This window comes from Amycolatopsis decaplanina DSM 44594, assembly GCF_000342005.1.
Classification (GTDB): domain Bacteria; phylum Actinomycetota; class Actinomycetes; order Mycobacteriales; family Pseudonocardiaceae; genus Amycolatopsis; species Amycolatopsis decaplanina.
This window is the reverse complement of sequence record NZ_AOHO01000038.1, coordinates 76662-94875: the sequence shown is the minus strand read 5'-3', so window position 1 is coordinate 94875 and position 18214 is coordinate 76662. Positions and strand designations below refer to the sequence as shown.

The 18214-nt window shown below is 68.6% G+C and carries 16 protein-coding genes; 7 read left to right on the top strand and 9 right to left on the bottom strand.

Annotation, left to right across the window (positions count from 1 at the left end; genetic code table 11):
• Positions 1-88 precede the first annotated feature (88 nt).
• Both fusA and H074_RS08040 read right to left on the bottom strand, forming a co-directional pair.
• Entirely contained in the window at positions 89-2140 is a 2052-nt protein-coding gene (gene fusA / locus H074_RS08045; protein ID WP_007029534.1) for an elongation factor G, read from the bottom strand.
• 309 nt (positions 2141-2449) lie between these two features.
• Positions 2450-3586 (bottom strand): serine hydrolase domain-containing protein, encoded by a 1137-nt coding sequence (locus tag H074_RS08040; RefSeq protein WP_007029533.1) that lies wholly within the window; start codon positions 3584-3586, stop codon positions 2450-2452.
• Between the two features lie 219 nt (positions 3587-3805).
• On the opposite strand from H074_RS08040, the gene H074_RS08035 reads away from it, so the two are divergent.
• Positions 3806-4300 (top strand): polyhydroxyalkanoic acid system family protein, encoded by a 495-nt coding sequence (locus tag H074_RS08035; protein ID WP_007029532.1) that lies wholly within the window; start codon positions 3806-3808, stop codon positions 4298-4300.
• Here H074_RS08035 and H074_RS08030 read toward each other — a convergent pair.
• Entirely contained in the window at positions 4297-4659 is a 363-nt protein-coding gene (locus H074_RS08030; protein WP_039921857.1) for a hypothetical protein, read from the bottom strand. The two genes, H074_RS08035 and H074_RS08030, sit on opposite strands and share 4 nt — an antisense overlap.
• Before the next feature lie 71 nt (positions 4660-4730).
• Here H074_RS08030 and H074_RS08025 point away from each other — a divergent pair, with 71 nt between their 5' ends.
• The 3 genes from H074_RS08025 (at position 4731) to H074_RS08015 (ending at position 6607) form a co-directional block, all read left to right on the top strand.
• Positions 4731-5126 (top strand): GntR family transcriptional regulator, encoded by a 396-nt coding sequence (locus H074_RS08025; RefSeq protein WP_007029530.1) that lies wholly within the window; start codon positions 4731-4733, stop codon positions 5124-5126.
• The gene (locus tag H074_RS08020; protein ID WP_235096696.1) at positions 5081-6148 is read left to right on the top strand and encodes a DUF1648 domain-containing protein; all 1068 of its coding nucleotides are present in this window, start codon (positions 5081-5083) and stop codon (positions 6146-6148) included. Before H074_RS08025 ends, H074_RS08020 begins: the two co-directional genes overlap by 46 nt.
• Before the next feature lie 108 nt (positions 6149-6256).
• Entirely contained in the window at positions 6257-6607 is a 351-nt protein-coding gene (locus tag H074_RS08015; protein WP_007029528.1) for a DUF5997 family protein, read from the top strand.
• Positions 6608-7008: 401 nt separating this feature from the next.
• Here the strand turns inward: H074_RS08015 and H074_RS08010 are convergent, their stop codons facing one another.
• The 6 genes from H074_RS08010 to H074_RS07985 form a co-directional block, all read right to left on the bottom strand.
• The gene (locus H074_RS08010; protein ID WP_007029527.1) at positions 7009-7761 is read right to left on the bottom strand and encodes a LysR family substrate-binding domain-containing protein; all 753 of its coding nucleotides are present in this window, start codon (positions 7759-7761) and stop codon (positions 7009-7011) included.
• Positions 7762-7843: 82 nt separating this feature from the next.
• Complete coding sequence (locus H074_RS08005) at positions 7844-10567, bottom strand: AbfB domain-containing protein (protein WP_007029526.1); 2724 nt, start codon at positions 10565-10567, stop codon at positions 7844-7846.
• A gap of 9 nt (positions 10568-10576) precedes the next feature.
• Positions 10577-11569, bottom strand: a complete 993-nt coding sequence (locus H074_RS08000; RefSeq protein WP_007029525.1) for an ABC transporter permease — start codon at positions 11567-11569, stop codon at positions 10577-10579.
• Positions 11566-12522 carry an ABC transporter permease gene (locus tag H074_RS07995; RefSeq protein WP_007029524.1) on the bottom strand — a complete coding sequence of 319 codons (957 nt, stop codon included), beginning with the start codon at positions 12520-12522 and terminating at the stop codon, positions 11566-11568. Before H074_RS07995 ends, H074_RS08000 begins: the two co-directional genes overlap by 4 nt.
• 34 nt (positions 12523-12556) lie before the next feature.
• Positions 12557-14032: a sugar ABC transporter ATP-binding protein gene (locus tag H074_RS07990; RefSeq protein WP_007029523.1), complete on the bottom strand. Its 1476-nt coding sequence runs from the start codon at positions 14030-14032 to the stop codon at positions 12557-12559.
• 2 nt (positions 14033-14034) lie between these two features.
• A complete protein-coding gene (locus H074_RS07985) occupies positions 14035-15102 on the bottom strand; it encodes an ABC transporter substrate-binding protein (RefSeq protein ID WP_007029522.1) in 1068 nt (355 codons plus the stop codon).
• Between the two features lie 161 nt (positions 15103-15263).
• Between H074_RS07985 and H074_RS07980 the strand changes: the two genes are divergently transcribed.
• The 3 genes from H074_RS07980 to H074_RS07970 all read left to right on the top strand — a co-directional run bounded on the left by H074_RS07980 (position 15264) and on the right by H074_RS07970 (position 18190).
• Positions 15264-16262 (top strand): LacI family DNA-binding transcriptional regulator, encoded by a 999-nt coding sequence (locus H074_RS07980; protein WP_007029521.1) that lies wholly within the window; start codon positions 15264-15266, stop codon positions 16260-16262.
• Between the two features lie 180 nt (positions 16263-16442).
• Entirely contained in the window at positions 16443-17546 is a 1104-nt protein-coding gene (locus H074_RS07975; RefSeq protein ID WP_007029520.1) for a sensor histidine kinase, read from the top strand.
• Positions 17543-18190, top strand: coding sequence for a response regulator (locus H074_RS07970; RefSeq protein ID WP_007029519.1), 648 nt, complete (start codon positions 17543-17545; stop codon positions 18188-18190). The genes H074_RS07975 and H074_RS07970 overlap by 4 nt, the downstream gene beginning before the upstream one ends.
• Positions 18191-18214: the final 24 nt, after the last annotated feature.

Here is an 18214-nt window from a genome sequence, read left to right as displayed (position 1 = left end):
AGACGGCTGCCGCCCGGCGCCCGATCGCCGGGTGGCAGCGGTTCGGGCGATGGCCCGCCCACAGTGTCGTGGGCGGGCCATCGTCGGTTCACCGGGCCGGCTGCCCCTCCGGTGCCGGGGCGTGGCCGGTCGGCCGGGCGGTGAACGTGCCCCGGCCCTGGGTCCGGCTGCGCAGCCGCGTCGCGTAGCCGAACAGTTCGGCCAGCGGCACGGTCGCGGTGATCACGGTCGTTCCCGCGCGCACCGCCGACCCCAGGACCCGGCCGCGCCGGGCGGTGAGGTCGCCGAGCACCACGCCGACGGCGCTTTCGGGCACCGTGACGGTCACTTCGGCGATCGGCTCCAGCAGCGTCATCGCACCGGCGGCCAAAGCCGCCCGGAGCGCGAACCGCCCGGCCGCCCGGAAGGCCAGTTCCGAAGAGTCCCTCGAATGGGTCGCCCCGTCCGTCAGCGTGACCCGGACGCCGGTCACCGGATGCCCGCCGAGCGGGCCTTCCGCCAGCGCGTCACGACAACCCGCTTCGACAGCGCGGACGTATTCCTTCGGCACTCGGCCACCGACCACAGTGGACTCGAACTCGAATTCCCCTTCCTCCAGTGGTTCCGTGTCGATGACGACGTGGGCGAACTGCCCTGCGCCGCCGTCCTGTTTGACGTGCCGGTGGACGAAACCGGACACGCCACGGGCGACCGTCTCGCGGTAGGCGACCCGGGGCCGTCCGACCCCGACGTCCAGCCCGTGGTCACGCCGGATCTTCTCCACCGCCACCTCCAGGTGCAGTTCACCCATCCCCGACAGCAGGGTCTGACCGGTCTCCCGATCGGTCCGGATGACCAGCGACGGGTCCTCCTCGACCAGCCGTGCCAGCGCCGACATCAAGCGTTCCGTGTCGGTTCCCGTCCGCGGCTCGAGGGCGACCGACACGACCGGATCGGCCACGACGGGCGGCTCGAGCAGAAGCGGCTCCGACGGCGTGCACAGCGTCGCGCCGGGACGGACCGTCTTCAGCCCGACCACCGCGACGATGTCACCCGCGACGGCGCTGTCCACCCTGGTGTGCCGGTCCGCCTGGACCCGCAGGATGCGGCCGGCACGCTCGATACGGCCACTGCCCACGTCCATCACCGCCTCCGAAGTCCGGATCGTGCCCGAATACACCCGCAGGAACGTCAACCGCCCGGTGGCGGTCGAGGTCACTTTGAACACCAGTGCCGCGAACGGCGCCGAAGGATCGGCGGGACGTTCTTGGGCCGTGCCTTCGTACTCGCCCCGCACCGGCGGAACATCCGACGGCGCGGGCAAATACGCCACCGCGGCTTCCAGCAACGGCTCCACACCACGGTTGCGGTAGGCCGAGCCGCACAGCACCACGACGCCGTCGCCGGTCCGGGTCAGCTCGCGCAGCGCCGAGACCAGCGTCTCCGTCGAAACCGCCGACGACTCGCAGAACTCCTCCAGCGCCGCCGGATGGGCTTCCGCCACCGCCTCGTCGAGCAGCCGTCGACGCCGGTTCGCTTCGTCCACAAGCGACTCCGGCACAGGCCCTTCCTCGGCCGTCTCGGCACCATCGGCCCAGACGAGTGACCGCATCCGCAGCAGGTCGACGACGCCCACGAAGCCGTCTTCCATCCCGATCGGCAGCTGGACCACCAGTGGACGCGGATGCAGCCGCTCCCGGATCGACACCACGGCCGCGTCGAGGTCGGCACCCGCGCGATCGAGTTTGTTGACGAACGCGATCCGCGGCACGCCGTGCCGGTCGGCCTGGCGCCACACCGATTCGCTCTGCGGCTCGACCCCGGCGACGCCGTCGAACACCGCGATCGCGCCGTCGAGGACCCGGAGCGACCGTTCGACCTCGTCGGAGAAGTCGACGTGGCCGGGGGTGTCGATCAGGTTGACGAGATGACCGTCCCACGAACAGCTGACGGCGGCGGCGAAGATGGTGATGCCACGGTCACGCTCCTGGGAATCGAAGTCGGTCACGGTCGTGCCGTCGTGGACCTCACCGCGTTTGTAGGTGGTGCCGGTGACGTACAGGATCCGTTCGGTGAGGGTGGTCTTGCCGGCGTCGACATGGGCGAGGATGCCCAGATTGCGGACAGCGGACAGGGGAACGCGGTGCGGGTCGGTGCGCATGGCACGGGCCTTTCGAGGGGAACTCCGGGAACTCCGACGGCGCGATTCGGCGAACGCGGGCAGGCGCCTTCTTCCCATTGCGGACAAAGGGAAGAAGGCGCGAGGAGCTCAGACGTTCGTCAAACGGACCGGTGCGAGCCGCGCGGCAGGCACCGGGTGCGCGGAGACACCAGGATCACCTCGTAGCGAGCCGAGGGGACGACGACGGCGTTGTGATGACGCACGGTCCTGTCCTTCCTCGCCGGGGTGACTTCGTGGCGAGTTTAGCCACTCCTCGGTGGATCGGGAACCGGTTTTCCGCGAGCGGGTTCACTTGCAGAACGCGGTGTCCACAGTGGCCAATACGGCCTTGTTCCCCTGCTTGAAGTCACCGAAGACTCCTGGCATCGCTGTCACCGCGAGCCCGACTGTGCGACCGTCTTCCGTGGCCCCGCCACGGGTCTCGAATCCGGGGATGTCCCCTCCGTGGCCCCAGTACACCCCGCCGCAGCTGAGTGGGTTGCTCATCAGGCCCAGCCCGTACTTCGCACCCGGGAACACCGGCGCGTCGACCGTCTTCCGCATTTCGGCGAGCTGCGCGGCGGGCAGCAGCCCACCGTCGAGCAGCACTCGGAAGAACCTGCCGAGGTCACTGGGCGTCGAGATCAGTTGCCCGGCCGCGCCGCCCCAGGACGGATCCATCTCGGTCGCGTCGACCACCCTGCCGGTGGCGGAGTCGCCGATCGCGTAACCCTGCGGGTGCCGTCCGCGGATGGTCTGGTCTCCGACCTGCGGCCAATACGTGTGCTTCAGTCCCGCCTTCTTGATCACCCGCTCGGTGATCTGTTCCTGCACCGGGCGCCCCGTCACCTTCTCTATCACCATTCCCGCCAGCAAGTAGCCCGTGTTGCTGTACGCCCAGCCCGCGCCGGGCGCGAACTTCGCCGGATGGCTGAACGCCAAGGCGAGCAGTTCGTGATTCGGGATGTACCGGTGCTGTACCCGTTCGAAATCCGGCAACCCGAGGTAATCGGCGTAGTCGGCCAACCCGCTGGTGTGCTGAAGCAGATGCCGGACGGTGATCTTGGTGGCGTCGATCCCCTCCCCTCGCACGATCCCTGGCAGGTACTTCTCGATCGGCGCGTCCAGCTCGACCTTGCCCTCGGCCACGAGCTGAAGGACGGCGACCGCGGTGAACGCCTTGGTGTTGCTGCCCGCGCGGACCGTGCCGTCCTTCGGGACCGGGACCTGCCGATCGATCCGCGACGATCCCGCGACCAGCGACGTCGTCCGCCTGCCGTCGCTCACGTAGGCCAGGGCGGCCGGGAACTTCTCCTGACGCACCAACGCGTCAAGCCCCTTCCGCAGCTCCGCCCCGTTGGCCGGGACCGCGTCCGCCGCCGTGGTCCACGAGGCTCCCAGCAGGCCGGCCACCGTCAGGACCACGACGCCCTTGCGCACCGTCATTCACACTCCTTGCTCGTTCGGATCGACACCTACGAGCCTGCCCGAACAGGGCGCGAAGATCAGGAGTGTGGACTGCAGAATCTCGGGTAGCGCTGGCGCTACCCGAGACGCTCGATAAATTTTCCGACCAGAATTCGTCCCACCATTGTCCGCACGGGATGCGGCTGGTTAAGGTCAGTCCGGAAAGTGGACTAGACCACCCGAGGCCGGGAGGCGACGATGCCCCTCGACGAACAGCAGACCTGGGCGCTGCTGCGAGAGCTGGACGAACCCGGCCACTGGGAGGTACCGCACGATTTCGACGGACCGGCCGCACGGGCGCGATTCGAGCAGCTGATCGAACGGCTCGAGCGACGATTCGGCTGCTCCTGCGAAGTCGACCGCCACGTCCAGGACGCCAGCCACCTCGGCAGGATCGTGATCCCGGCGAGCGCGACCGCCGCACGGGACCAGGTGACCGTCACGGTCAGCAATTTCGGCGGCCTCGTCGCGGTGACACTGGGGAATCCCGGCAGCTACGACGAGGACGAGGAACGGGAGTTCTTCCCGGCGCCGGCCCGAAGACGGGTCGAAGACGAGCTGGAAGCACTCGGCTACCTGCCCGTCTCCGAACACCCATTGTGGACCAAGTACACCGGGATCAGCGGTTTCGACGCCCTGTACCCGCCGGACCGGCCGCCGTCGTGGTGGGACCGGTTCTTCGACTACCTCTAGGTGTAGCTCGACGCGAGCGCGCCGGCGAGTTCCGCCGCGTTCGGCACACTGACGAGCACCTCGTCGAACGGGAGCCTGGCGACCCCGCGATCGATCTCAACCCGCAGTGCCGGCACACCCCTGCGGACCGACACCAGCTGACGGACGCCCGTTCCCAGCCCCCAGTAACCCACCTTCAGCACACCGCTGACCAGAATCCCAGCCCGTCCCCCGCGCGCCCGCCCCACCGGCGCGTCGACGAGCTCGACGGCCTTGATCGCCGCCGCCGGCACGACCACTTCGTCACGCCACACGGCCAGCCGCTCCCAGGCCGAGAACCTCACTCGCACCCCGCCATCGGCGATGTCCATCGTCGCCATCATGACCACCTCCCACTGATAGCCAGCTGATGTAGCTGTTATAGCAAGTGTATAGCAGATATCCTTGACTGGTGTTGCTGACTCTCGACCTCGACAGCGAGGTTCCGATCTACCAGCAGATCCGCGACCGGATCGTCGAAGCCGTCGCCGACGGTGCGCTGGCCGAGGGCAGCGCCCTGCCCTCCACCCGGCAGCTCGGTGCCGACCTCGGGATCAACTTCCATACCGTCAACAAGGCCTATGACCTGCTGCGGGCCCAGGGGTTCATCCGGATCAACCGCAAGACCGGCGCGGTCGTCCGGCGGGACGCGACCTCCGGACCGGCGGAGGACGGCTATGCGGACGAATGGCAAGAGCGCCTGCGCACTCTGCTCGCCGAAGCCGTCGCTCTCGGCCTGGGGCCGCGCGAAGTGGCGAGCCGGTGCGAAACGGTGTTGGACTCCTTCGCGGCGAGCGCGCGGCGATGATCGGCCCGGTCTGGCTGCACCTGGCCTTGATCGCGTTCACCGCGGCCGCCTTCGGCTCGGCGCCCGCACTTGCCCGGCCGACGCTTCCCTTCGGCGTCCGGGTCCCGGCCCGGCGCTCAAGAGAAGCCGTCATCCTTCTCGCGCGCCGTCGCTACAACCGGGGCATCGGGGCGGCCGCGATCGCGGCCTGCGCCGTCGTCCTCCTCGGCTGGCTCGCGTTCGAGGCCGTCCTCGTCGGCCTGGTCGTCGTCTGCTCGCTGCTCGGCGGACTGGCACAGCGTTCGATCGTCGCCGCGAAACGCAAGGAGGGCTGGTACGCCGGGACGCGACAGGCTGTCGCCACCGACACTTCGCTGCGCTCGGACCCTGTTCGTCCACAGTGGATCCTTCTGGCGCCCGCGGTATTGCTCGCGGTCGCCACGGCGGTCGTCGGGTTGTTCGCGGGCGCGGCGAGCTTCTCGACGATCGTCGCGCAGGTCCTGGTCATCGGGCTGGTCGCGCTCATGACCGTCGCCATCTCGCGGGCCCGGCCCGAGATCGACGCCGCACAGCCGTCGGCGTCGGCTTCGCGGTATCGGGAGTACCTGCACGGCGTGCTCGGTCTGCTGCTGATCTCCGCGGGCTGCGTCAACGCGACACTGCTCGTCGTTTCGCTTCAACTGTGGGATGTCGCCGAAACGACCGTGCCGGTGACGATCGTGGCCTACCTGCCCATCGCCACCGCGTTCATCGCGTGGATCGGCTTCTCCGTCCGGGCGGGCGACGCCGGGCACCGGTTGCCGCCCACCGGCGACGAACCGGAGACCCGGCACGAACAACGCGACGACGATCGCCACTGGTACGCGGCCGGGATGATCTACGTGAACCGGGACGACCCTGCGCTGCTGGTGCACCGGCGGGTGGGCACCTACTGGACGCTCAACCTCGGGCACCCGGTCGCCTGGCTGGTCCTCGTCGCGGTCGCCGTGGCCGGGGTGCTCACCGGATTCGGTGTCGTGGCACTCCCCACGAAGGGTGGCTGAGACGAGTCTCGCGAGCACCAGGCAGAGGGCCGATCACCGGGTGTGATCGGCGGTGCCCTGGCCGCTCGTTACCCTGAGGCAATGACGTCGCAGAAAACCCCTCAAACGATGAAGCCCGCGACAGCGGCGAAGAAGCTGGGTGTGTACCTCGAGGCCACCCCGGCGGAGTTCCAGGAGGGTGTCGTCTCCCGCGACGAACTGAACGCGCTGCAGGCCGAGCCGCCCGAGTGGTTGCGGGAACTGCGCCGCAACGGGCCGCATCCGCGTCCGGTCATCGCGGCGAAGCTGGGCGTCTCCATCAGCGGCCTGGCGCGCGGCGGCATCACCGGCGCCCTCACCACCGAGGAGATCGACGCGGTCAAGAGCGAGAACCCCGACTGGCTGAAGCGGGAGCGCGAGACCCAGGCCGAGGTCCGCAAGGAGGAGGCGCGCCTGAAGGCCGCCCGCAGCGAGAGCTGACCAGAGGCAGGGCCCTTGCCGGACCTGAGAGTCCAGCGATCATGCGCGAAAGCTCCTTTCGGGGCTGTCGTGAAGGCCTTCTTCGCCGCCTTCACGGTGGGCAGAGAGTCCTTCGCCGCGCTGTTCTGGACTGGCCGGCGGGGCCGGCCGTGCACCGAGTGTCCACACGGGACACTTCTTGGCGGCAAAATATCCGATTGATGCCCATATGCGCAGTTCCCCACGGGGGTCGTGAGTGACAAGGGTCGTTAGAACGCTCTTTAGAACGCTCTTTATCACTCACGACCCCTGCGCGAAGCCACGCAAAGTGCACGAATCGGGCATTTGATCGCGGTCGGTGTCTCTTAGGGATAGTCGAGAATGCGCCAGGTCGCTGTGGCAAGCCCACTCACGAGCTCTCGCTAACCGCGACGACGGGGCTTGCCACGTTTCCCGCCCTGAGGAGCGCGACGATTCCCGGACTGCGGCTTCCGGCCGGCGGACTGGGGGCGCTTGCTCTTCGCCGGGGCCTTCTTCTCCGGCGCCTGCTTTTCCTGCGGCTGCTGCCTTCCGCGGGTGCTGTTGAGCGTCCGGCCGCGGACGATCCCGATGAACTGCTCCATCAGGTCGGTGGTCTCGTCGTCCGGCCAGGACAGCGCGACCCCGGACTCCGGAGTGCCCGAAATCGGGCGGTAGGTCAGGTCACGCCGGTGGTGCAGCCGCGCGAGCGACTGCGGGACGACCAGGAGCCCGACGCCGGCGGCGACCAGCTCGATGGCGTCCGCCGTGGTGGCGGGACGTTCCAGCGCGGGTTTCCCCGGCGGCGCGTCCCAGTCCAGCGTGTCGTCGAGCGGGTGCAGCACGACTTCGTCGGCGATGTCGTCGACCGAGACCTCGTCCGCGGCGGCGACCAGGTGGTCCTTCGGGACGACCACGACCGTCGTCTCGGTGTAGAGCGGGATCGCGTGGAGGCCCTCACGATCGATCGGGAGCCTGAGCAGGACGGCGTCCACCTCGCGCTCCCGGACCAGCGCGACGGCGTCGGCGGCCGTCGTCTGGACGAGCTCGAGCGGGACGTCGGGCGACCGCTCCTCCCAGATCCGGACCCACTTCGAGGGCGTCACGCCGGGGACGTACGCGAGCTTGAAGGAGACGGGGGTATCCGGGCCGGTCATGAGGGCAAGGTTACCGGGCGTGGTCACCGTCCTCGTGAGTGGTAAGGACGGTTAGAACCGTCCTTACCACTCACGAGACCTGCTAAGGAGCCCAGGCCGCGGAGACCGCCCAGGTGACGTCCTGGTCGTACGAGACCGGATTGTCGAACCGGTGGCCACCACCGCTGGTCGCGACGTAGACCTCCTCGGCGTAGTGCCGCATGTTCGTGCCCAGTTCGTTCACCGACGCCAACCGGACTCCGCCGGCACCGGGCTGGGCGCAGAACGTCGCGTCCTTCCGGAACAGGTCCGTGTTGTCGTTCCCGCCCAGCCGCACCCGGAAGTCCGCGTGCCGCAGGAACTGACCAGGATAGTTACGTGCCTCCAGCGAGTAGCAGGACGGATCCGCGAGACCGCGCCGTACGACGAACGTCGCGTCCGCCTTCAGCAACGCCGCGCTCGACGCGTTCACCACGTCCGTCCGTGCGAGGCCGTCACGATGCCGCAGGAAGCGGTCCGTGAAGCCGGGAGTGGTCACCTTGAACGATCGCGCCTGGTCCAGTGGCAGATCGGCGCCGCTGCGCCAAAGCGGGACCGACGCCGCCCACGTCGTGTCCGCCGCGAAGCTCGACGGCGTGTCCCACGGGTTCACCCCGCCGCTGCGCGCGAGGTAGACGGTCTCGGCGTAGTGCCGGATGTAGGCGCCACGCTGGTTGTACGACTCCAACGCCGTCCCACCGGCACCTTCCCTCGCGCAGAAGGTCGCGTCCCCGGCGAACAGCGCCGAACCGTCGTTCGCGTCCTTGCGGATCCGCGACGACGCGTGCCGCAGGAAGTGCCCGGGGTAGTTCCGCGACTCGAACGACAGGCACGACGCGTCGGCCAGCCCCTGCCGGACCCAGAACGTCGCGTCCTTCTTGGCGAGATCCGCGCTGCCTTCGCCGAGGACGTCGGTGCGGACGAAGTCGTCCTGATGCCTCAGATAGCGATCCGTGTACCCGGCCGTGGTGACCCGCAGTGACACCAGTTCGCCCCGGCCCACCTCGGTGCCCTTGGCGATGGCAAGCACCTTCTGGTTGATCTCCCGCACCCGTGCCTCGGTCATCTTCAGCACGCGGCGGTCGTAGGTGTAGAAGCCGTTGACCTCGTTCTCGACATCGTACGGCTCGGTGTAGACCGACGCGGAAAGCCCGCGGCCGTGCACGAACCGCCCGACCTGCTTGGTGATCTCCACGTACCGGTTCGTCAGCGACGTCTCGTCCGGGTACAGCGCGCCGTACGCGAAACCCTTGCCCGGTTCCCACTCGTGCCCGACGGCGCGTCTGCCGAGACCGCCGTACTCCCCCAGCACCGCGACCCGTCGCGCGTCGGGTTGTCTTGTGCCGGTGGAGACCTGGTACGCGTGATCGTCGATCACGTCACCATTGCCCGGGTCCGGATCGGACACACAGCAGTTGGATCCCGAGTTGTGGTTGATCAGCCTGGCGTCGTCGATCGAGCGGACCAGGTCGACGATGCGGCCGGCGTCGTATTCGCCCCAGCCTTCGTTGAACGGCACCCATTGCACGATCGACGTGATGCCCTTGTGCTGCTCGATCATCCGCCGCAGTTCGGACTCGTAGTTCGCGTGCCCGTTCGGGACCTCGTCGATGGAGTCGAGCGCGGGCATGTCCTGCCAGACCATCAGACCGAGCTTGTCGGCGTGGTAGAACCACCGCGCGGGTTCGACCTTGATGTGCTTGCGGACCATGTTGAAGCCCAGCGCCTTCTGGCGTTCGAGGTCGAACCGCAGTGCCTCGTCGGTCGGCGCGGTGTAGATACCGTCCGGCCAGTATCCCTGGTCCAGGGTGCCCAGCTGGAAGACGAACTTGCCGTTGAGCAGCGGTCGCATGACGCCGCCCACCATCGCCTTGCCCAGCGACCGCATGCCGAAGTACCCGGTGACGACGTCGCCTCCGGGCAGCCGGACGCGCAGGTCGTAGAGGAACGGATCGTCCGGTGACCACAGCCGCGCGTTCGGGACCGGGACTCGCAGATGAGAGCCGACGACACCGGTGGCGGTGCCGACCACTTGGCCGCCCGAAAGCACTTCGGCGGTCGCTTGCTGTCCGGCAGTGCCCTGGACGACGAGGTCGAGCGCGCCGCCCGGGACGTCGGGCGTGGTGTCGAGCCACGTGATGTGCTCGGCCCGCACTGGTTCGAGCCACACGGTCTGCCAGATCCCCGACGCCGCCGTGTAGAAGATGCCGCTGGGCGTCTTGCGCTGCTTCCCGACCGGGTACCGGCTGCCGTCGACCGGCGACGCGACGCCGACGACGATCTCGTTCTCCCCCGCCTTCAGCGCCGGGGTGATGTCGAACGAGAAGGCGTCGAAACCGCCGGTGTGGCTCCCGATCGACGTCCCGTTGACCCAGACGCGGGTCTCCCAGGTGACGGCGCCGAAGTTGAGCTTCACCCTGCGACCGTCCCAAGTGGACGGAACGGTGAACGTCCGGCGGTAGAACATGTTGTCCTCATGCCGTTCGATCCCCGAAAGCATCGACTCGATCGGGTAAGGCACCAGGACGTTCTCGCTCAGCGGCCTGCCGATCGGGGGCGAGTTCAGGTTCGGCGCACCGGTGAAACCCCAGGTGCCGTTGAGGTTGAGCCATTCCGAGCGCACCAGCTGCGGACGCGGATACTCGGGCAGCGCGTTCGACGGCGAGACCTGGTCCGTCCACGGGGTCGGGAGCGGAACGGGGGCGGCTTGGGCGACGGGGACGAGTGTCGTCGCGGCGGCCAGCAGACCGGCCACGACGCTCAGGGCGCGCGCGGTTCTTCGGTGCATGCGATCTCCCTATCTCCGGGCGGTCGTACGGGCCAATGACCGTTGCAGCACAACGACCACCAAGAGGAACGCACCGCTGACCACCGACTGGTAGTTGCTGTCGAGAGTTCCGATCTGGTTGATCACGTTCTGGATGACGGTGCGGATCCCGACCCCGATGACGGTGCCGAGGATGGTGCCCGCGCCACCGGTGAGCAGGGTGCCCCCGATGACGACGACGGAGATGGCGTCCAGTTCGAGGCCGACCCCGATCACCGTGACGCCGGATTGCAGATAGGCCGCGGTGAGCGCGCCCGCGAGTCCGGAAAGGACACCGCTCATCACATAGACGGTGACCTTGGTGCGCGCCACCGGCAGTCCCATCAGCTTCGCGGACTGCTCCGAGCCGCCGGTGGCGAACACCGACTGCCCGAACCGGGTCCGCCGCAGCAGCAGCCCGCCGATCAGGCACAGTGCCGCCGCGATGAACACCGGATAACCGAAGCCGAACAGCGTGCCGCGCCCGAGTTCGACGAATGCCTCGCCTTCCGGGATCTTGTACGTCGTCGCGCCTTCGGTGGTGATCGCGAGCAGCAGACCGCGGGCGAACAGCAGAGAAGCCAGCGTGACGATGAACGGTGCCATCCCGGTCTTCGCGACGAGCAGCCCGTTGATCAGGCCGATCAGCCCGCACACCGCCAGTGGCAACAGCAGCGCGACGAGGAATCCCCATTGGGACCCGTAGGCGGCGAGAACCCCGCCGAGGGCGTAGACCGACCCCACCGACAGGTCGATCCCGCCGGTGATGATCACGAACGTCATGCCGAGCGCGATGATCGCGAGGAACGAGCTCTGCAACGCGATGTCGCGCAGGTTGTCCAGGCTGCCGAAGCGCGGGAAGAGCAGCCACGCGACGGCGACCATGAGCACCAGCGCGATCGCCGCGCCCTGTTTCTGCAGCACTCCGGTCATCAGCTCGCGCCGCGTGGAGTCCTGGGCGGCCATCGTGGGCGCCGCGGTCATCGGCTGCTCCGTTCCCGTGCGACGTACACCGCGCCGACGATGATCGCGGCCTGGATCATCTGCGCGGTCGAATCCGGCAGGTTGTGCTTGATGAGCGTGGCGCGGACGAGTTGCATGAGCAGGACACCCATCACCGTGCCGAGGATGCGGACACGGCCGCCGGTCAGCGGAGTGCCGCCGACCACGACCGCGGTGATGGCGGACAGTTCCATCAGCAAGCCGGCGTCCGCGGGGTCGCCCGCGCCGAGCCTGGCGGTGGAAAGCACCCCGGCCAGTGCCGCGAGCAGCCCGCAGATCGCGTAGACGCCGATGAGGACGCGGTTGACCGGCAACCCGGCCAGCACGCTCGCCCGCCGGTTGCCGCCGATCGCGACCAGCCGCCTGCCGAACGCCGTCTTCCCGACCAGCGCCGACATGAGCACCGCCAGCACGGCCGCGATGAGGACGCTCACCGGGATCCCGAGCACCTCGCCGTTGCCCAGAGCCAGGAAATCCGGATCGTGCAGCTGGACGAGCTGGCCGTCGGCGAGCACCAGCGCGAGCCCGCGCCCGCCGACGAGCAGCGCGAGTGTCGCCACGATCGGCTGGATCCCGACTCTGGCCACGAGGACACCGTTCAGCGTTCCGGCGGCCAGCCCCGCCGCGAGCGCGACCGCCACCGCGGGGAGAGTTCCGGCGCCGAGGTAGAGCGGGACGAGCGCGGCCGACAGCGCCATCACCGCGCCGACCGACAGGTCGACGCCCTCGGTACCGATCACCAGCGCCATCCCGAGTGCGACCACCAGTACTGGCGCGGCCTGGATGAGCTGGGTGCGGAAATTGCCCACGGTCAGGAAGTTCGCCGTGAACGCGATGTTGAACAGCACGAGCGCGACGACGGCGACGTACACGCCGTACTCCTGCAGCCACCGCGCCACCCGGGTCCGGTCCACCGTCTTCCCCGCGTCCGTCATGGTGGTCCCCGGTTCCTCCGTTCTCCGCTGGGTGCTAGTCATCCGCGCCACCCGAGGCGATCGCGGCCAGCACGTGGTCCTGCGTGAGCTGCTCCCCCGCCAGTTCCCCGACCACCGCTCCGTCCTTGAGCACGACCAGCCTGTCCGCGCCGTCGAGGAGTTCGTCCATCTCCGACGAGATCAGCAGGACGGCGAGCCCGTCTTTCGCGAGTTCGTCGATCAGCGCCTGCACCTCCGCCTTCGCGCCGACGTCGATGCCCCGGGTCGGCTCGTCGAGCAGCAGCACCTTCGGCTCGGTGCACAGCCAGCGGGCCAGCAACACCTTCTGCTGATTACCGCCGGAAAGTTCGGCGACCTTCTGGTCGGGGCTGGACACCTTGATCCGCAGGCGTTTCACGAACGTGTCGACGATCCTGTCCTGGCGGGCCCGGCTGACCAGGCCGAAGCGGGACAGCTTCGGCAACGCGGCGAGCACGATGTTCTCCCGTACCGAAAGATGCGGGATGATGCCCTCGGTCTTGCGGTCCTCGGCGAGCATGCTGACGCCCGCACGCATCGCGGCGGCCACATTCCCTTGCGGAACTTGCCTTCCGCCGACGAGCACGGTGCCACCGGAGAGCGGCAGATCGCCGACGATCGCCCGCGCGGTCTCGGTCCGGCCGGAGCCGAGCAGTCCCGCGAGACCGACGATCTCACCGGGTTTGATCTCGACCGAGACGCCACCCAGACGGTTGCCGCTGGTGAGGTTCTCCGCACGCAGCACCGGCTCCCGGCCCGCCTGGTGATCACCCTCGAAGGCCGTCGCACCGTGCGAACGGATGTCGCCGACACTGCGGCCGAGCATCATCGACACCAGTTCCAGCCGCGGCAGATCGGCGAGTGGTCCGGTGTGGACCCGCTTGCCGTCCCGCAGCACCGTCACCCGTTCGCAAATCCGGTACAGCTCGTCCATCCGGTGGCTGACGTACACGATCGCGATCCCGCGTTCGTGCAGCCTGCCGATGACCTCGAACAACGTCTCGACCTCACGCGGCTCCAACGAGGACGTCGGCTCGTCCATGATCACCACGTCGGCGTCGACCGACACCGCGCGGGCGAGCGCGACCATCTGCTGCGCGCCGACACTGAGTGTCCCCAGTGGACGGCGGACGTCGGCGTCGATGCCGTAGTCCGCCAGCAAGGCCGCCGCGTCGGAGTTCATCCGCGCCCAGTCGACCAGCCCGAACCGGCCCCTCGGCTCGCGGCCGAGGTACACGTTGCTCGCCACGCTCATCAGCGGGATGAGGTTGACCTCCTGGTAGATCGTGGAGATCGCGCCCCGCGCGTGGATCGTGCCGGAATCCGGTTTGTGCACGCCGGTGAGCACCTTGATCAGCGTCGACTTGCCGGCGCCGTTCTCGCCCACCAGCGCGTGCACCTCGCCCGGCCGGAGCACGAACGACACGTCGTCGAGCGCGCGCACCCCGGCGAACGTCTTCGTCACGCCTTCGACCTCGAGAACCGGTTCCATCGTCAGTACGCGTTTCCGAGCTTCTGCGCGGCGTTCGCGGAGTCGTACTGGTCGTCGGAGATCACCACGGTCGGCGGGATCTCCTTGCCGGCGGCGAAGTCCTGCAGCGTGGAGAAGGCGAGCGGGCCGAAACGCGGGTTGGACTCGATCACCGCGTTGTAGCTGCCGTCGGCGATGAGCTGGACGGCGTTGCGGGTGCCGTCGATCGAGACGATCTTGACGTCCTTGCCCGGCGTCTTGCCCGCGGCCTTGAGCGCGGTGACCGCGCCGATGCCCATCTCGTCGTTCTCGGCGTAGACGGCGGTGATCTCGGGGTTGCTCTGGATGAGCTGCTCCATGACCGCCTGCCCCTTGGACCGGTCGAACTCACCGGTCTGCTCGGCGACGATCCGGATGCCCGTGGTCGCGGCGATCTCGTCCTTGAAACCCTTGGTGCGGTCGGTGGTCACGTTGTTGCCGGACGCGCCGAGCAGGATCGCGACCTTGCCGGTGCCGCCAGTGGCCTTCACCATCTCCTGCGCCGCGCGCTTGCCCTGCTCGACGAAGTTGGAGCCGATGAAGGTCAGGTAGTCGGAACACGGCTGCGAGGTCACCTTGCGGTCGATCGTGATGACCGGGACCTTCTTGGCCTTCGCCGCGTCGAGGGCGGGCTGCAGGCCGTCGGAGTTCAGCGGGGCGACGATGAGCAGCTGCGCGCCCCGGTCCAGCAACGACTTGATGTCGCTGACCTGCTTGTTGAGATCGCTCTGCGCGTTGGTGACCAGGAGTTTGTCGTCCGGGACACCGAGTTTCTTCGCTTCGTCCTTGATGGACTGCGTCTCGGCGATCCGGAACGGGTTCGCCTCCTTCTCCGACTGGGAGAAGCCGATGACCGCGTTCTTCACGTCCACCTGCGGGTAGCCGGTCTTCTCGCGGGCACATCCCGGCCCCGCGGCCTGGTTCGGCGCCGCCGAAGCGGCCGGCCCCGCCCCCGACGGGGCGGATTGCTGGGTCTCACGGCTGGTGCAGGCCGTCAGCGCGAGCGCGAGGCCGGTCACCAGGAGCAGGGTGCGGCGGATGGGCAGGGACATCGATCGCTCCTCGGGGAAGTCGAGCACACGGGTCTGCGGTGACCCATGTCACTCATAGGGACGATGCCAGATTTACATCGTTGGTACAACGTTGTAAATCCGCCGTTCGCGCGGCTAGGCTGTGCCGGATCTGTACCGGAGCACTGCGGAGGGGAGCGAGGGTGGCCACGCTCAAGGACGTCGCCAAGCTTGCGGGCGTCTCGGTCAAGACCGTGTCGAACGTGGTCAACGGCTACGACTTCGTCAAGCCGGAGAACCGCAAGCGCGTCGAGGAGGCACTGGCCTCGACCGGATACCGGCCCAACCTCGGCGCCCGCAACCTCCGCCGCGGCCGCACCGGGTTCCTCGGGCTGATGCTGCCCGAACTGAGCATCCCGTACTTCGGCGAACTGGCGGGTCTGGTGCTGCAGGCGGCGCAGGAGCACGAGTGGAACGTCCTGATCGAACAGACCCTCGGCACCAGGGAACGCGAGCGCAACGCGCTGTCCGCGCTGGGCCCGCACCTGATCGACGGCGCGATCATCAGCCCGGAAGCGTTGCACACCAATGACTTCGAAGACCTGGCACCGGGCGTACCCCTGGTGATGCTCGGCGAGCACGTCGTCGACGTCCCGATAGACCACGTCGGCATCGACAACGTCCAGGCGGCCCGGATCGCGGTGCGGCACCTGATCTCGCTCGGCCGCCGCCGGATCGCCGCGATCGGCGCGCATCCGCAGCGCCACACCGCCGCCCAACGGCTGGAGGGCTACCACTCCGCGCTCGACGAGGCGGGGCTAGCGCCCATTCCGGAACTGGTCCTGCCCGCTCTGCGCTACCACCGCGCCAACGGCGCCGAAGCGATGGCGCACCTCCTCGCGCTGCCGGAACCGCCCGACGCGGTGTTCTGCTTCAACGACCTTCTCGCCATCGGCGCCCTGCGCGCCGCGGCCGAGCGCGGTGTCCAGGTGCCGTCGGACATGGCGATCGTCGGTTTCGACAACAACGAGGAGAGCGCGTACAGCCTTCCGTCGCTGACGACGATCGCGCCGGACAAGGCGGCGATCGCGCGGGCGGCGGTCGATCTGCTGCGCCGGCGTATCGCGGGCGGGAGCGACCTGGAACCGGAGGACGTCCAGACGCCGTTCTCGCTGGAGATCCGGAACAGCACCACCGCTTGACGCCCGCCTTCAGGAGGCGAAACACGAGACTCGCGTGATCGAACACCGAACTCGCGTGATTGAAAGCCGATCACGCGTGCTTGGACGGCGAACTCTCGTGTTCCGCGTCCAAGCACGCGAGATCCGGACTTGAGCACGCGAGTTCGCCCATCCCGCGCCGGTACGTGGCATGGTGGGTCCGTGAACCGGGCCCTGGCCGTACTGACCCTCGTCGCCTATGTGACGTTGCCGCTCGGCTCGGCCAAATACGAAACGCTCGTGCTGCCGACGCTCGTCGCCGGGCTGGTCTACGCGGCCATCGCGATCGCCGGCTTCCCCTGGGTGCAGAAGCACGGACGCGCGTGGGCGGTCGCGTATGTCTGCGTTCAGCTACCGCTCGGCTTCACCCTGTTCTCGCTCTCGGGAGCCGCTGTCGGGGCTGTCCTGCTTCTCGTCGTCCTCGTCTGTCACACCGTGTTGCTGCTGCCGCTGCCGGTGGCATTCGGCGTCGCGGTGCTGATCCCGCTGATCCACCTGCCGATGGCGCCGATGGACGGGCTCCGCGAGGGGCTCGGGACACTGGCGGTCATGGTCTTCGCCGCCGTGGTGACCGAGCTGGTCGTCCGGGAGAAGCGAGCGCGGGAGGAGTTGGCCGAGGCACACGAACGTCTTCGCGACCACGCCGCGCAAGCCGAGCAGCTCGCGACGATCCAGGAGCGCAACAGGCTCGCGCGCGACATCCACGACGGGCTCGGTCATCACCTCACGGTCGTGCAGATGATGTTGCAGGCCGCCCGCGCGGTGATCGGCACGGGCGACACGGAACGGGCCGACGGGATGCTCGCCAAGGCACAGGACCAGTCGCGTGAGGCGCTGGCGGAGGTCCGCCGGTCGGTGTCGGCGTTGCGGGAGCCGCGCCAGGAACCTCTGGCGGACGCGTTGCGGGCACTGACCGACGAGGCTTCCGCGGCGGGCGTGCCGACCGGGTTCGAGGTCAAGGGCACCGCGCGGGACACCCGGGCCGACGTGGAGGAGTCGCTGTTCCGGGCGGCTCAGGAGGGACTGACCAACGTGCGCAAGCACGCGCGGGCCGGCGCCGCGACCGTGGTGCTCGACTACGCCGTCACCGATCGGGTCAGGCTCGAGATCCGCGACGACGGTCTCGGACTCGCCGGCGATTCCGCGCCGGACAAGGGTTTCGGTCTCGTCGGGCTCCGCGAACGGGTCGCCGGGCTCGGTGGCCGGGTCTCGGTCGACTCCGGGGAAGGGCACGGCTTGACGCTCACCGTGGAGGTACCGGGATGAGCGTCCGCGTGCTGATCGTCGACGACCAGGCGTTGTTCCGTGAGGCGTTGGCGACCCTGCTGGAAGTGCAACCGGGGATCGACGTCGTCGGTGAGGCGGCCAACGGCGAGGAAGCCGTCCGGCTCTGCGCCGAACTCCACCCCGACGTCGCGCTGATGGATCTGCGGATGCCGGTGCTGGACGGTATCGCGGCCACCGCGCGGCTCCGGGCCGAACAGCCGGGTGTGCGCGTCCTGGCACTGACCACGTTCGATGACGACGAGGACGTGTTCGCCGCGTTGCGAGCGGGCGCCGTCGGCTACCTGCTCAAGGACGTCTCGTCGACGCGGCTGGTCGAAGCGCTGGTCGCGGCCGAACGGGGCGAATCGGTGCTGCAGCCGTCGGTCGCGGCGAAACTCGTCGCCAGGGTGGCTCGGCTGCCCGCCGAGACACCTCGCTCCCAGCCATTGGTGACACCGCTTTCGGAACGGGAACTGGAAGTCGTCCGGCTCCTGGCGGACGGCCGGAGCAACCGCGAGATCGCCAAGACCCTGTTCCTCGCCGAGGGCACGGTGAAGAACCTCGTGACGAGTGTCCTGTCCAAGCTTCAGGTGCGTGACCGCACCCAGGCCGCCCTGCGCGCGAAGGAACTCGGCCTGTTCTGAACACCGGTCACATGACCTCGCACA